Source organism: Rhodococcus sp. NPDC003382 (assembly GCF_053589135.1).
On the sequence record NZ_JBSFRH010000020.1, the window covers coordinates 1 to 14,268 of the forward strand.

Annotated in this window: 9 protein-coding genes; 5 read left to right on the forward strand and 4 right to left on the reverse strand. The window is 69.6% G+C overall.

What is annotated here, in order from left to right:
- Positions 1-62: 62 nt before the first annotated feature.
- Together ACWDUD_RS15185 and ACWDUD_RS15190 are read right to left on the reverse strand one after the other, a co-directional pair.
- Complete coding sequence (locus ACWDUD_RS15185) at positions 63-1,814, reverse strand: sulfite reductase subunit alpha (RefSeq protein ID WP_450109831.1); 1,752 nt, start codon at positions 1,812-1,814, stop codon at positions 63-65.
- Positions 1,811-7,321: a glutamate synthase-related protein gene (locus tag ACWDUD_RS15190; protein WP_450109832.1), complete on the reverse strand. Its 5,511-nt coding sequence runs from the start codon at positions 7,319-7,321 to the stop codon at positions 1,811-1,813. The genes ACWDUD_RS15185 and ACWDUD_RS15190 overlap by 4 nt, the downstream gene beginning before the upstream one ends.
- Before the next feature lie 280 nt (positions 7,322-7,601).
- Here ACWDUD_RS15190 and ACWDUD_RS15195 point away from each other — a divergent pair, with 280 nt between their 5' ends.
- Both ACWDUD_RS15195 and ACWDUD_RS15200 read left to right on the forward strand, forming a co-directional pair.
- Entirely contained in the window at positions 7,602-9,026 is a 1,425-nt protein-coding gene (locus ACWDUD_RS15195) for an aldehyde dehydrogenase family protein (RefSeq protein ID WP_450109833.1), read from the forward strand.
- Positions 9,027-9,220: 194 nt separating this feature from the next.
- Positions 9,221-9,721, forward strand: coding sequence for a hypothetical protein (locus ACWDUD_RS15200; protein WP_231610578.1), 501 nt, complete (start codon positions 9,221-9,223; stop codon positions 9,719-9,721).
- On the opposite strand, the gene ACWDUD_RS15205 is transcribed toward ACWDUD_RS15200, so the two are convergent.
- The gene (locus tag ACWDUD_RS15205; RefSeq protein WP_450109834.1) at positions 9,702-10,268 is read right to left on the reverse strand and encodes an NADPH-dependent FMN reductase; all 567 of its coding nucleotides are present in this window, start codon (positions 10,266-10,268) and stop codon (positions 9,702-9,704) included. The genes ACWDUD_RS15200 and ACWDUD_RS15205 overlap by 20 nt on opposite strands.
- A gap of 204 nt (positions 10,269-10,472) precedes the next feature.
- On the opposite strand from ACWDUD_RS15205, the gene ACWDUD_RS15210 reads away from it, so the two are divergent.
- The gene (locus ACWDUD_RS15210; protein WP_450109835.1) at positions 10,473-11,270 is read left to right on the forward strand and encodes an SDR family NAD(P)-dependent oxidoreductase; all 798 of its coding nucleotides are present in this window, start codon (positions 10,473-10,475) and stop codon (positions 11,268-11,270) included.
- 80 nt (positions 11,271-11,350) lie between these two features.
- On the opposite strand, the gene ACWDUD_RS15215 is transcribed toward ACWDUD_RS15210, so the two are convergent.
- A complete protein-coding gene (locus ACWDUD_RS15215) occupies positions 11,351-11,671 on the reverse strand; it encodes a chorismate mutase (protein WP_197252378.1) in 321 nt (106 codons plus the stop codon).
- 366 nt (positions 11,672-12,037) lie between these two features.
- Here ACWDUD_RS15215 and ACWDUD_RS15220 point away from each other — a divergent pair, with 366 nt between their 5' ends.
- Positions 12,038-12,913: a hypothetical protein gene (locus tag ACWDUD_RS15220; RefSeq protein ID WP_248675698.1), complete on the forward strand. Its 876-nt coding sequence runs from the start codon at positions 12,038-12,040 to the stop codon at positions 12,911-12,913.
- A gap of 129 nt (positions 12,914-13,042) precedes the next feature.
- Positions 13,043-14,227, forward strand: a complete 1,185-nt coding sequence (locus tag ACWDUD_RS15225; RefSeq protein WP_450109836.1) for a thiolase family protein — start codon at positions 13,043-13,045, stop codon at positions 14,225-14,227.
- Positions 14,228-14,268 lie beyond the last annotated feature (41 nt).

Consider the following 14,268-nt stretch of genomic DNA (forward strand, 5'->3'; position numbering starts at 1 on the left):
GCCCGTGTGCCTTTGTGGCGGTTGGGGTCGCCACAAAGGCACACGGGCGGCGGAGCCGCACCTCAGTACACGTCGCGCACGTACCGCTTCTCGCGCTTGAGGTTGGTCACGTACTCGGCGGCGTCTTCCTCCGACAGACCGCCGTGCTCGGCGACGATCTCGTGCAGCGCCCGGTCGACGTCCTTCGCCATCCGGGAGGCATCGCCGCAGATGTAGAAGTGGCCGCCGTCCTCGAGCCACGCGAACAGCTCGGCGCCGTGCTCCTTCATCCGGGTCTGCACGTAGATCTTCTCGGCCTGGTCGCGGGAGAACGCCAGGTCCAGGCGGGTCAGGACACCGGACTCGACGAACTCGGTCAGCTCGTCCTCGTACACGTAGTCGCACGCGCGTTTCTGGTCGCCGAAGAACAGCCAGTTCCGTCCGGTCGCGCCCCGCGCGCGGCGTTCCTGCAGGAAGCCCCGGAAGGGCGCGATCCCGGTGCCCGGACCGACCATGATCATCGGGGCGGTGTCGTCGGCGGGGACCCGGAACGCCTTGTTCTTCGTGACGAAGACCCCGGCGATGCCGTTCTCGCCGACCCGGTCGGCCAGGAACGTCGAGCACACACCGCGACGTTCGCGGCCGTCGGTGCCGTAGCGCACCGCCGCGACCGTCAGGTGCACGCTCTGTTCCGTCGCGTTCGGGCTCGACGAGATCGAATATGCGCGGTGCTGCAGCGGCTTGAGCAGCGACAGGAACTCCTCGGCGGACAGCTCGGGAGTCGGTTCCAGGCGCAGCACGTCGAGGATGTCGCGGCCCCACAGCCAGTCGTCGAGCGCGGCCTTGTCGCCGTGCCGCAGCACGTACGTCAGTTCCTCGTTGTGCGTGCGCTTCTCGACCTCCTCGAGCAGGTCGATGTTCGGCGCGGTGATCTCGTAGCTGCGGGTGAGCAGCTCGGTCAGGGTCTGCTCGTGCCCGGAGGGGACGACCGCGCCGTCCAGGCCGAGGGTGTCGAGCAGCGCCTGCACGAGGTCGGGATCGTTGACGGGCACCACGTTCAGGGCGTCGCCCGCCTCGTACTCGAGGCCCGACCCGGCGAGGTCGAACTCGTAGTGGCGGATCTCCTTGCCGGACCCCTCACCCGACAGCAGCCGGTTGACCGTCACGGTCGCGGGGAACGGATTCCTGCGGTTCCACTGCGACTTCGCGCGGGCCGGAGCCGGGGCCGCGACGGCCGCGGTGCCGTCGCCGTGGATGCCCTCGACGGCCGCGACGAGCGGCAGGGTCTCGGCGATCCAGGCGGCGGCGACGTCCTCGTAGTCGACGTCGCAGTCCACGCGCGGCACGATGCGCTGCGCCCCGAGCTGCTCGAGCCGCATGTCGATGAGCTTGCCGGCCTGGCAGAACCCGTCGTAGCCGGTGTCGCCGAGCGCGAGCACCGCGAAGTCCATGCCCTCGAGCCGCGGCGCGGACTCGGCCGACAGGGCCTCCCAGAACAGTTCGGCGTTGTCGGGCATCTCGCCCTCGCCGTAGGTCGACGTCACGATCAGCACGCGACCGAACGTCGCGAACCGGTCGAGGTCGACGTCGTCGAGCGCGCACACCGTCGGTGCGAATCCGTGGCTGCGGGCCGCGGCCGCGGTGTCCTCGGCGACGGATTCGGCGTTGCCGGTCTGCGATCCGTACAGGATGTGCAGCGCGGGCGCCGAACCCGCCGCGGTGGCGGTGTCGGGGCCGGTGGCGAGCAGACGGGTCTGCATGCCGGCGAGGAAGCCGGCGAGCCACGACCGCTGGTCCGTGGTGAACGGGGCGTCGGTGGGGATGAACGGGGTCATGCGGAAGCCACCTCCGTGGAAAGCTCGGGCGACTGAGCGAGCAGATCCGGCACCGCGTGACGCGCGAACAGTTCCTCGTAACCGGGCAGCCGGCCGATGGAGTCGTGGTTCTTCCTGTCCTGCAGGAGAATCCACCCGTAGGTGCCGGGGGTGTACACGGACCGGACGTTGCGCAACGCCAGCGACCGCTTGTAGTCGCCGAGGCGCTTGTCGGCGACGAGCACCGCGAGCTCCTCGTCGGTGCGCTCCGAGATCGCCTCGAGCGCGTACCGCTGCAGCTTCTTGACGAGGAAGAAGTCCTCGGTCAGCAGCAGGTTGCGCACCGCCTTCTGCACGGCCGGATCGGCGGCGTCGGTGGCGCCGGGGATGCGCTGCATCGCCATCGACTGGGCGGCGGCGAGCACCGTGTAGTTGTTGAGCAGCGCGAACATCGCCTCGCTGTCCGTGCCGTCCGGGGTGACGCCCCCGGCCACCGGCGTGCCCTGCCGGTAGTCGGTCTTGAACTTGCGGACCTGGTGCTCGACGAGGGCCGCGGCGACCTCATCGGCGAGTTCCTTGCGGGACTTCGCGGCGAGGATCTGCTCCGAGTCCTGGTACTGCAGCAGCGCCCGCGGCATGCCGTACACGAAGTGCGCCTGCTCGGTCTGCCAGTTGTCCAGCAGGAAGCGGGCTTTGACGGACCCGGTGGCCTCGACGTGCCGGTGCAGCAGTTCGAGCACGGCCGCGTTGTGGACCGCCGCCTGCGGATCGTCGCCGGTGACGGAACCGAGGACGATCGAGTCGGCGCTGGCCTTGCCGGGCAGCAGGCCCTCGGGGTCGTACTGGTAGACGAACCCGCCGGACATGCCGTTGCCCAGGCCCTTGCCGAATCCGCCGAGGTTGAGCACGACACCGTTGGTCATGTACTCGCACGCGAATTCGCCGACCCCCTCGACGACCGCGGCGGCACCGGAGTTGCGGACCGCGAACCGGTCGCCGGCCTGCCCCTGGACGAACAACCGGCCGCCGGTGGCACCGAACAACGCGAAGTTGCCGATGAGCACGTTGCCGCCGTGATCGGCGGAGCCGCCGCCGGGGGAGAGCACGACGATCTCGCCGCCGCACTGGCCCTTGCCGACGCCGTCGTTCGCGGTTCCAGTGTGCGCCAGCACCATTCCGTCGTTGCAGAACGCGCCGAACGACAGGCCGGCCGAGCCGGTGGTGGTGACGGTGACGGCGCCGTCGCGCAGCCAGCGGCGGCCGCGCTCGTCGCGCAGGGCCGCGGGGATCTCGCCGAGCTGCTCGTGGCCCAGCATCCGCTCGATGTCGATGGCGAGCTGCGCCCCGACGCTCTTGTTGCGGTTGGTCAGCGCGACACCGTCACCGAGCGCGACCGCGGTCTCGCCGGCGTCGACCAGCGCCGCCCGCAGCTCGGCGATCCAGCGGTCGTCGAGTTCGTAGTCCTTCTCCAGGTACACGGGGTTCTCGACCGAGACCTCCGGCACGACGGTCAGCATGGCCCGCAGGTCCAGCTTGCCGACGGACGACGGGTGGTCGAGCAGGTGCAGCAGATCCGAGCGGCCGCGGGCATCGCGCAGCGACCGCAGACCCAGCCGGGCCAGCACTTCGCGGGTCTCGTGCGCGACGTTGAGCAGGTACTGCGCCATCGCGCGCGGGTCACCGTCGAACACCTCGGGATTGGTGGTCAGACCGGCCGGGCACTTGACGTTGCAGTTCTTGGCCATGACGCACTTGAGCATCATCAGCGCGGTGGTGCCGAACTCGAAGCTGTCGGCGCCGAGCAGCGCGGAGGTGATCACGTCGGATGCGGTCTGGTGGGCACCGGAGCAGCGCAGCACCACCTTGTCGCGCAGGCCGTTCGCGCACAGCGCCTGGTGCACCTCGGCGATGCCGATCTCGGCGGAGCGGCCCGCGTACTTGAGCGAGGTGACGGACGCGGCGCCGGTGCCGCCGGTGTTGCCGGCGACGTTGATGACGTCCGCGCCGGCCTTCGCGACACCGACGGCGATGGTGCCGATGCCCTCGGAGGACACCAGCTTGACGATGACCCGGACCCGGGCGGCCTTGCAGTCGTGGATGAGCTGCGCGAGGTCCTCGATCGAGTAGGTGTCGTGGTGCGGCGGCGGCGACACCAGTTCGACGCCGGGCGTGGCACCGCGCGCGGCGGCGATCTCCACGGTCACCTTCGCGGCCGGCAGCTGCCCGCCTTCGCCGGGCTTGGCGCCCTGCGCGATCTTGATCTCGATCTCCTCGAGCATCGGGTCGGCGAGGTAACCGGCCCAGACCCCGAAGCGGCCCGACGCGAACTGCTTGATCCGCGACCCGCGGATCGTGCCGTAGCGGGAGATGTGCTCGCCGCCCTCACCGCAGTTCGACATGCCGCCGACCATGTTGGTGCCGTGCGCGACGGCCTCGTGGGCGTTGGAATTCAGGGCGCCGTGGCTCATCGCGCCGGACGCGAGGGTGCGGGTGATCTCGTGGGCGGGCTGCACCCGGTCCAGCGGCACGCTGTCCGGGGCCTTGCGGACCAGCGCGAGGTAGTCGCGGGCCTGCCCGGTGGCCTGCACGGTGACGGTGTCGCCGTAGCAGCGGTAGCCGAGGACCTCGTCGCCGAACCGGGCGACGAGGGACTGGGCGAGCGCCTCGAGCCGGTCGGCCTCGTCGGCGCGCGGGCCGGTCAGGCGCAGCACGAACTCCTCGTCGCCGACCCGGGCCGCCGAGAGGCCGCGCACCAGCATCGAGTTGTTGCCGTAGCGGGCGAAGCGGCCCATCTCGCGGCGGAACTCGTCGGCGGTGGTGGCGTAGGTGACGTCGGCCGGGGTCGCGAGGACGTCGCGCAGCGCGGCGGGACGCTGGGCCCGCTCGTCGGCCATGGTGCGCGCGAACGCTCGGTAGCCGGGAGTGATCTCGAACCGGTCGATCTCGTCGGCGGTCAGCGCCCGGAAACCGCCGTAGCGGTAGGCGTCGTCGTCGAGGCCGTGGGCGTCGCCGAGGCGGTGCAGCGGCAGCAGCCGCAGCGCGTCGGTCAGGTCGGGTTCGCCGTCCCGCTCGCCGCCGGGCAGCGTGATGGGCTCCTCGGTCATGTCGACGAAGCCGCGCACCGCGGTGGTGCCGTACGAGTGCCCGGCCCCCTCGGCGCGCTCCTTGAACAGGCCGAGCAGCGGCACGTCCTTCTCGGCCACGACCGTCAGGGCACGCTGGTGCCAATCGGCGACCGCCTGCGCGATCGTCGCGAATCCGACGCCACCGACCGGGGTCCGCACGTTCGGGAACCAGCGGCGCAGCACCGCGTCGTCGGTGTCGAGGTAGCTGGGTTCGAAGAACTCGCCGCCGATGTACGACTCGACGGTGCACAGGCCGACGCGGCCCATCGTCTTCATCAGCGACTTCTCGGCGGCCTTGCGGAACTTCAGGAAGGCGGCGTCGGCGTCGTCGCCGTACTTCTCCTCCGCGCGCATCTGCACCGTCAGCGGGTACACGGCGGCGGCGCCGAACCCGAGGGTCGCGGCGATGTGGTGCGAGGAGAAGAGCTGGCCGGACTCGACGATCACCGAGACCCGCAGCCGCAGGCCCTCGTCGATGAGCCGCTGGTTCACGGCGGAGGTGGTCAGGATCATCGGCAGCGCGGCACGGTCGGTCGCGACGTGCCGGTCGGTGAGCACCGCGATGCCACCGGATTCGCGGGCGAACGCGGCGATCTCGTCGGCGAGGGCCTCGACGGCCGCCTCGAGCGCGGCGGCGTTCGCGGCCGGATCGTCGAACACGGGCGTGAACAGCATCTGGAAGCGGCGCACCGGGGTGTCGGCCTGCTCGCGGATGCGGAGCATGTCCAGGTGGGTGAGGATCGGCGACGGCACCACGATCTGCCGGGCCTCCGCGGCACCGGAGCCGGGGCGGGCACCGAGCGCGACCCGCAGCGTCATGCCGTCGGCCTCGCGGATCGAGTCCAGCGACGGGTTGGTGACCTGCGCGAACCGCTGCGAGAAGTACTTGGCGACGCCGCCCTCCTGATCGGACAGGGCGTTGATGGCGTTGCCGTACCCCATCGCGGAGATCTTCTCGGTTCCCGACGCGAGCATCGGGTCGAGCATGAACCTGAACGATTCCTGGTTCAGCGAGTACGACACGTACCGCTGGTAGCGGTCGAGGTCGCCGTTGTAGCGCAGCGGCGAGCCCGCCTTCTCCGCGGGGATCTCGGGCAGCGACGCGAGCTCGGCGCGGGCGTCGGCCACCAGCGCCGGGTAGTCGCGGCGCGCGGCGAGCAGTTCGAGGGCCTCGACGGTGCCGAACGAGCGGCCCTGCTCGTGGTCGAAGTACAGCATGCCGCCGGCCTCGATGCGGCCGCGGCGCAGCACGGTCTCGGGCGCGAACCCGAACTGGCCGGCCTCGGAGGTCACGCCCAGGTACTCGGCGGTCTCGACGGTGCGCAGCGGACGCAGGCCGAGGCGGTCCAGGCGGGCGCCGACGACGCTGCCGTTGCCGAAGATCAGCGCGGCGGGACCGTCGTTCTTCTCCTCGTACAGCGAGAAGAACTCGAGCATCGCGCGCACCTGCGGCGACAGGGTGGTGTCGTTCTCCCACGCCGGCGGCATCATCTGCACGACCGCGGTCACCAGATCGAGATCGTCGTACACCAGCCGCGACGCGAGGGTCTGGTCGAAGCGGCAGCTGTCGGACTGTCCGGGCGGTCGGATGATGTTGCGGCCCAAGGCGCGAGCGAGCGCGCCCTCGAACAGACGGTTCTTGCGGTCGGTGTTCAGCTCGCCGTTGTGGGCCATGAGCCGGAACGGCTGCGCCATCGTCGGGTGCGGGTCGGTGTTGGTGGAGAACCGGGTGTGGAAGAAGAGGGTGTGCACCGCGTGCGCCGGATCGGTGAGATCGGCGAAGTAGGGGATGACCTCGTGAGAGTTCAAGCGTCCCTTGAGAACCTGGGTGCGTGCGCTGAGCGAGAGCGGGTACAGCCCGGCCAGCGCCGGATCGGTGTACGCCTGCGCCTCGACCGCGAGCAGCGCCTCGTGCAGGATCCGGTCGAATTCCTTTGCGCTGTCCACGGATTCGGGGCGCGCGAAGATCCACTGCCGGATCGGCAGCTGGTATGCGACGGCGGCCGGCCGCAGCACGCTGTCGTCGACCGGGACGTCGCGCACGGCGAGGACCTCGATGTCCTGCGCCGCGAGGGCCGCGCCGATCAGTTCCTCCGCCGCGGGGCGGGCGGCGGGATCGGTGGGGAGGAAGAAGTTGCCGACACCGAATTCGCCTGCGCGAAGGTTCTTTCCGGTGAGCTGCGAGAAGAACGCGACCGACAGGTCGACGTTGACGCCGGCGCCGTCGCCGACGCCCTCGGCGGACATGCCGCCGCGGTGCGGGACCACGCAGAGGGCTTCGTGGCCGAGGGTGAGGACCTCGTGCGTCTGCACGCCGTCCTTGCGGGTGATGAATCCGACGCCGCAGCTGCTCTTGTCGAGAGTGCTGTCGTACAGGCCGGTTCCGTCGGCATGCGTAAGCAACGGACGTCCTCCTCGGGTGGATCGTGCCGGCGGCCACGGAGGGGTGCGCCCGGGAATCCGGACTTCCGATGGTGGATGCCGACGTCTGAAATGAGGCAGACGTCGTTGTCTGGCAACCCGCGTGTAGCACGTTGGAAACCCGCGAGTGCCTGGCCAGCGTACCGCACCGCGTGCCCTGCGTGGACGCCACGTTCGTCACACCGGCCGAGCGAGCGCTCGGCTAAGCTGCAGGTCGGAGTGTTCCACGCCACATCAGGACGTGCTGCAGAGAGGGAATCGCATGACCGACGTACTCGACCGCACCAAGATCTACATCGACGGGGCCTGGGTGGACTCGGACGGCACCGACCGCATCGAGGTGATCGACCCCGCGAGCGAGGAAGTCATCGCCGTCGTCGCGGAGGGCACCGCCTCCGACGTCGACCGCGCCACCGCCGCGGCGCGCGCCGCGTTCCCCGCCTGGTCGGCGCTGTCCGGCGCCGAACGCAGCGCCTACCTCGGCAAGGTCGCCGCCCTCGCCGCCGACCGCGCCGGGGAACTGACCGAACTCGTCTCCCGCGACATGGGCATGCCGCTCAAGCTCGCGGCGGCCGTCCAGATCGGGATGCCGCTGAGCAACATCGCCGCCTACGCCACGCTCGCCGGTGAATACGACTTCGACGACCGGGAGATCGGGAACGCCCTCGTCGTGCGCGAGCCCGTCGGTGTCGTCGGCGCCATCACCCCGTGGAACTACCCGCTGCACCAGGTCGTGCTCAAGGTGTTCGCCGCGCTCGCCGCCGGTTGCACCGTCGTCCTCAAGCCCACCGAGGTCGCGCCGCTCGTCACGTACGCGCTCGTCGACATCTGCGACGAGGCCGGCCTGCCGCCGGGCGTGTTCAACCTCGTCAGCGGCTACGGACCGGTCGTCGGCGAAGCCATCGCCGCACACCCGGACATCGACATGGTCTCGTTCACCGGCTCCACCCGCGCCGGGAAGCGCGTCGCCGCGGTCGCCGCCGACACGGTCAAGAAGGTCGCGCTCGAACTCGGCGGCAAGTCCGCGAACATCATCCTCGACGACGCCGATCTCGCCACCGCCGTCACCGAGGGCGTCTCCAAGTGCTTCCTCAACTCCGGGCAGACCTGCACCGCCCTGACCCGCATGCTCGTGCCCGCCGACCGCCTCGACGAGGCCAGCGAGCTCGCCGCGAAGGTCGCGCAGGCCTACACCGTCGGGCATCCCTCGGATCCGGGGTCCAAGCTCGGCCCGCTGGTCAACGCCACCCAGCTCGCGCGGGTCCGGTCCTACATCGACAAGGGTGTGGAGGAAGGCGCCGACCTGGTCCTCGACGGTCGCGAGACCGGCCTGACCACCGGGTACTTCGTCGGCCCGACCGTGTTCGGCAAGGTCACCGAGGACATGACCATCGCCCGCGAGGAGATCTTCGGGCCGGTCCTGTCGATCATCGGCTACCGCGACGAGGACGACGCCGTGCGCATCGCCAACAAGAGCGAATACGGGCTGTCCGGCGGCGTCTGGTCCGCAGATCCCGCCCGTGCCGAACGAGTGGCCCGCCGGATGCGCACCGGCCAGGTGTACGTCAACGGCGGCGCGTTCAACACCGAAGCGCCGTTCGGCGGCTACAAGCAGTCCGGCCTCGGCCGTGAAGCGGGCGTCTTCGGGCTCGAGGAGTTCCTCGAGATCAAGTCGATCCTGCGCTGATCCTGCGCTGATCCTGCGCTGGTACGCACAGGTCACCCGGCCCGACGGTCCGTGTACGGAAATATCTGTGCACCGACCGTCGGGTCGGGTTTTCTCGCGTAGTGCCCGTTCGCGACACGCGTAGGCGACTACGCGTGACATTCCTCACTCGCGGGACGATGGTCGTAGTAGAGACGCGAGGAAGAAGTAGAGCCATGTACCAGCCGGCGGCAGAAACGACCATTGCGAGCAGCAGCGGTGAACGCGGCCGAGGCAACGGCACCCTCGAGGGCCTGACCCTGACCGTGGACCGGGAGCGGATCGCCGGGCTGCGCGAAGTCCTCGAAAGCAAACTTCCCGACCTGGCGCCGTGCGCGCGGCTCCTCGCGGGGGACGCGGCACCGGAGATCCTCGACCGGGCGGTCGCGCGGGCCGTCGCGACGTGGCGCGGGCCCGTCGGACCGGAACTGTGCGCGTACGTGCTGAGCTGGTTCGTCTATCTGCAGCGTCCGCGCAAGGCCCCTCGGGTCGCCGGCGAGAGCCCGCGCGGTGACGTGCTGTTCGCGACGCTGCCGCCGGCCGAGCAGCTGGCGATCGTGCTGGCCGCCTACGAGGAGCTACCCGCCGATCGGATCGCCGCGGTCGTCGGCCGCGTCCTGGCGGAGTTCGAACTCGAGAAGGTCGCGCCGCTCGACCCTAACGCGGGAGCACGGTGAGGACCCGCACGATGTGGTCCCGGAACTCGGACATGTAGTTGCGCAGGAACGTCTCCGTCGATTCGTTGCTGATGCTGCCGTCGTCGCCGAACACGTCGGGTGTGTAGTGGATGTACGCCTCGGGGGCGGTCATCAGCCGGGCGTTGCAGAACGCCATCACCCCGCGCAGGCTCTGCTGGCCGACCGCGGTACCGATGGCGCCTATGGACGCGCCGATCAGTGCGGTCGGCACATGATCGAAGGAATTCTGGCCCCACGGCCGCGACGCCCAGTCGATCGCGTTCTTCAGCGCGCCCGGAATGGACCGGTTGTACTCGGGAGAGACGAACAGCACCGCGTCGACCCCCGCGATCGCTTCCTTCAGTGCCGTGCCCTCCGGCGGAAAGTCGGCGTCGTAGTCCGGGCTGTAGAGGGGCAGGTCCTTGATGGGGATCTCGACGAACTCGAGATCGTCCGGTGCCAACCGGATCAGGGCCTTCGACAGCGTCCGGTTGATGGACCGCGACGAGAGACTTCCGACGAAATAGCCGACGGTGTAGGTGGTCATGGGGAAGCGTCCTTCCAGGCTCGGGCAACCCGACGGGGAACTCCGCCCGAGTATCCGCCGATCGTGGTGCCGCCACGGCCCTTTCGGCCGATTCCGGCCGGTCGGCCCACCCGACTTTCGGTCACCGTGACGGCAAACGGTGGCGGTGACCCGGCGGCGGGCTAGCGTCGAGAGGGAACCAACCGGCATTTCGTGAGGAGCACCATGGATCTCGGCCTCGAAGGCAAGCGCGCGATCGTCACCGGAGGCAGCCGCGGTATCGGCTACGCGATCGCCCGAGCACTGGCGACCGAAGGGGCCGACGTCGTGATCGCCGCGCGCACCGCCCACGACCTCGAAATCGCCGCGAAGGCACTCGCCGACGAAACCGGGCGGCGGGTCGTCGGGGTGCCCACCGACACGGGCGACCAGGACTCGGTGGACGCTCTCGTGGCGCGCACCGTCGAGGAGTTCGGCGGCGTGGACATCCTGGTCAACTCGGCCGCCACCCCGTGGAGTGCCAACGCCCCGACCGATTTTGCCGCGACCACCGACGATGTGGTTCGCCGCGAGGTCGAGATCAAGGTACTCGGCTACCTGCGGACCGCGCGGGCCGTCGCGCCGCACCTGATCGACCAGGGCTGGGGCCGCATCATCAACATCAGCGGCCTCGGGGCACGGGCGGCCAACTCGATCGCGCAGACCGTCCGGAACGTCAGCGTCGCCGCGCTGACGAAGAACCTGGCGGACGAACTCGGACCGCACGGCATCAACGTGACGGTCGTGCATCCGGGCCGGACCCGGACCGAGCGGCTCGTCGCACAGGTCGCCGCACGATCCCAGGAGACCGGGATTCCGGTCGAGGAACTCGAACGTGAACTCGCCCAGAACTCGCTGCACCGGCTGATCGACGCGAGCGAGGTCGCCGATGTGGTTGCGTTCCTGGCCTCCCCGCGCAGCGTCGGCATCACCGGCGACGCCGTCGCCGTCGGCGGCGGCGTACCCGGAGCGGTCTACTACTGATCCGACCGCGCTCGGACACGAGAACGGCGAAGCCCCCGCACCGAATCGGTGCGGGGGCTTCGTTCGCCCGTGGGCTGAGGTCAGGAAGCCAGGCGCGTACGGCCGAGACGCAGCAGCGTCAGCGCGAGGGTGTTGCCGTCCTTGCCGAGCTCGGTGAAGCGGTCCAGGACCTGCATCTCGTGGTTCTGGGCCTCACGCGAATGGCCGGTGGCCTTCGCCGCAACCCCGATCAACTGAGACAGCTCGCAGCGCCGCTTGATCACCTCGAGAATCTGGGCATCGAGTTCCTGGATCTCGTCGAACAGATGAGCCAGTTCGACATCGGCCGAAACGAGCTCGACCTCGGTCGAAGCGGCCTGCTCGGCGGTTTCGATGCCAGGCGAATCAAGCTGGACAGTCATGCAGATTCCTCCGGTCTCGTCTGAATCGTCACAGATTGTGTCGTGTCGATCGCCGAAGGTGTTACTCATCCGTACACAAAATTCCGCGTGTTGGTACGACGCCATCCGATTCCCCCCGGTGAAACTTGGTCTGAGCAGCATGAATACGGCAACTGACTCTCGAGTATGGTGATGATCACACTGGTGCTCGAGATGTTTGTGTGCATTATCCAGGTCAGTGGGACTACTTTGGCGGTTTCTCGACCAAATGTCCAGTTCCAAGCGTGTCTACCCGTCTGGAACGCCGCGCTGCGGTAGCGTTCGCGCCCAAACCGGCACCGGCCGGGGGCGGCGGGGTCCCCTGGCGCTTCCGGAAGGGGAATCGCAGTGGGACCGGCGTTCACAGGGCGCGACGACGAACCGGAATCCGCGCCGTACGCCCCACCTCTGGAGCGACCCCCGGAATGGCCCGCCGACTCGTTCAACCGCCGGGTCGCCCTCGCGATCGGGTTCGCAGCCGTCTTCTTCGTCCTGGCGCTGTGGCGCGCCGGCACCGCGGCCGCCGAGTCGGGTGCGGTGACGCGGTTCTTCCTCGTCCTCGCGGCCCTCATGGGACTGACCGCCCTGTTCGGCTACACCTACTGGCGACCGCAGCGCGGAGCACCCGGTGTGCGGTTCGTGCCGGCCGGCGTCGCCGGGACCACCGAGGTGCGCTCGCGACGATCGGTGTTCGGGTTGCTCGTCGCGATGGTGGGATGTGCCGCCGCGCTCGCCGTCGGCGCCGCCGTCGAAATCTTCGTGTTCAGCAGCGGATTCCCGTGGGTGAGTCCCGTGCTCGCGCTGCTGGGCGTTCCGTGCGTGGCGTTCGTCGTCGAGGTCCTGCTCGGCCACATCCGCTCCGGTTCCCTGCTTCTGGGACCGGACGGGGTCCGGCAACGCGGCTGGACCGTGGAGTCCTATCTGCCGTGGGTGTCGGTGGCCGGGGTGCGCGCCGACCATCACGGCTACCCGGAATCGTGGGTGCTCGGCACCCCCACCGCGGCGTGGGCCAGGCGCCGCACCAGCCGCATCTTCCGCCTGGACCGGATGCCCGGGGAACCGATGATCGAAGTGGACTCGCGGCGGTTCGACATCGACCCCGTCCTGCTCCACCGGGTGCTCGAGTTCTATGCCCGCTTCCCCGAGATGCGGCGCGAGCTGGGCTCGCCACGGGCGGTGGAACGGATCCTGCGGCAGGACCTGAACGATCCTCACCAGCACTGATCGGTTCGTCGAGTGAATACGAACGGGGAGGGGGTATTCCGATCGCCGTCGCGCGGGTAACTTGGATTACATGCGGTACTGGCACTGGGTGCCAGACGTAGTGAACGCTTCGAGCAGATGGGACAGGAAATGACCACACCGGAACCGATCGTCGTCGTCGAAGGGGCACGGACCCCGGTCGGCAGCTTCGGTGGCGTCTTCAAGGACGTACCGGCGCACGAACTCGGCGCCACCGCCGTCAAGGCCGCCCTCGAACGGGCGGGTGTGGCAGCCGAGGACATCGACGAGGTCGTCATGGGCTGCATCGGCCAGGTCGGCCCCGATGCCTACAACGCCCGCCGCGTGTCCCTCGCGGCCGGCATCCCGCAGTCGGTCCCCGCCTACACCGTCAACCGCCTGTGCGGCTCCGGCCTGCAGGCCATCTGGTTGGCCGCGATGCAGATGCGCTGGGGCGGCGTCGACCTCGCGGTCGCAGGCGGTGACGAGAACATGTCGCGCATGCCGTTCTACGACTACTCCGCGCGGGCCGGCTACAAGCTGGGCAACCACACCCTCGTCGACGGCACTGTCGGCATGCTCACCGACCCGTTCCACAACATCCACATGGGTGTGACCGCCGAGAACGTCGCACGCAAGTACGGCATCACCCGGGAGCAGCAGGACGAGTTCGCCGTCGAATCGCAGCGTCGCGCCGCCGAACCCGCCGCCCAGAAGGCGTTCGCCGAGGAGATCACCCCGGTCGAGATCGGCGGCCGCAAGCCCGTCACCGTCACCACCGACGAACACCCCAAGCCCGAGACCACCATGGAGACGCTCGCCAAGCTGCGCGCGGCCTTCGAGAAGGACGGCACCGTCACCGCCGGCAATGCGTCGGGCATCAACGACGGTGCCGGCGCGGTCGTGCTGGCCCGGCAGTCGGTGGCCGAGGAGAAGGGCCTGCGGGGCCTGGTCACCCTCGAGTCCGTCGCGACCGCCGCGATGGAACCGGAACTGATGGGCTACGCCCCGGTGCTGGCGCTGAAGAAGCTGTTCGAGCAGACCGGCACCACGCCGTCCGACATCGACACGATCGAGCTGAACGAGGCGTTCGCGTCGCAGGCGGTCGCCGTGATCCGCGACGCCGGACTCGATCCCGAGAAGACGAACCCGTACGGCGGTGCGATCGCGCTCGGCCACCCGGTCGGCGCGACCGGTGGCATCCTCACCGTCCGTGTCGCCAAGGATCTGGTGCGCCGCGACCTCGAGCTCGGCATCGTCACGATGTGCATCGGTGGCGGCCAGGCGCTGGCGGCGCTGTTCCGTCGCATCGGCTGACGAACGGGTGCGGTGGGAGCGCCGGTGCGCTCCCACCGCGA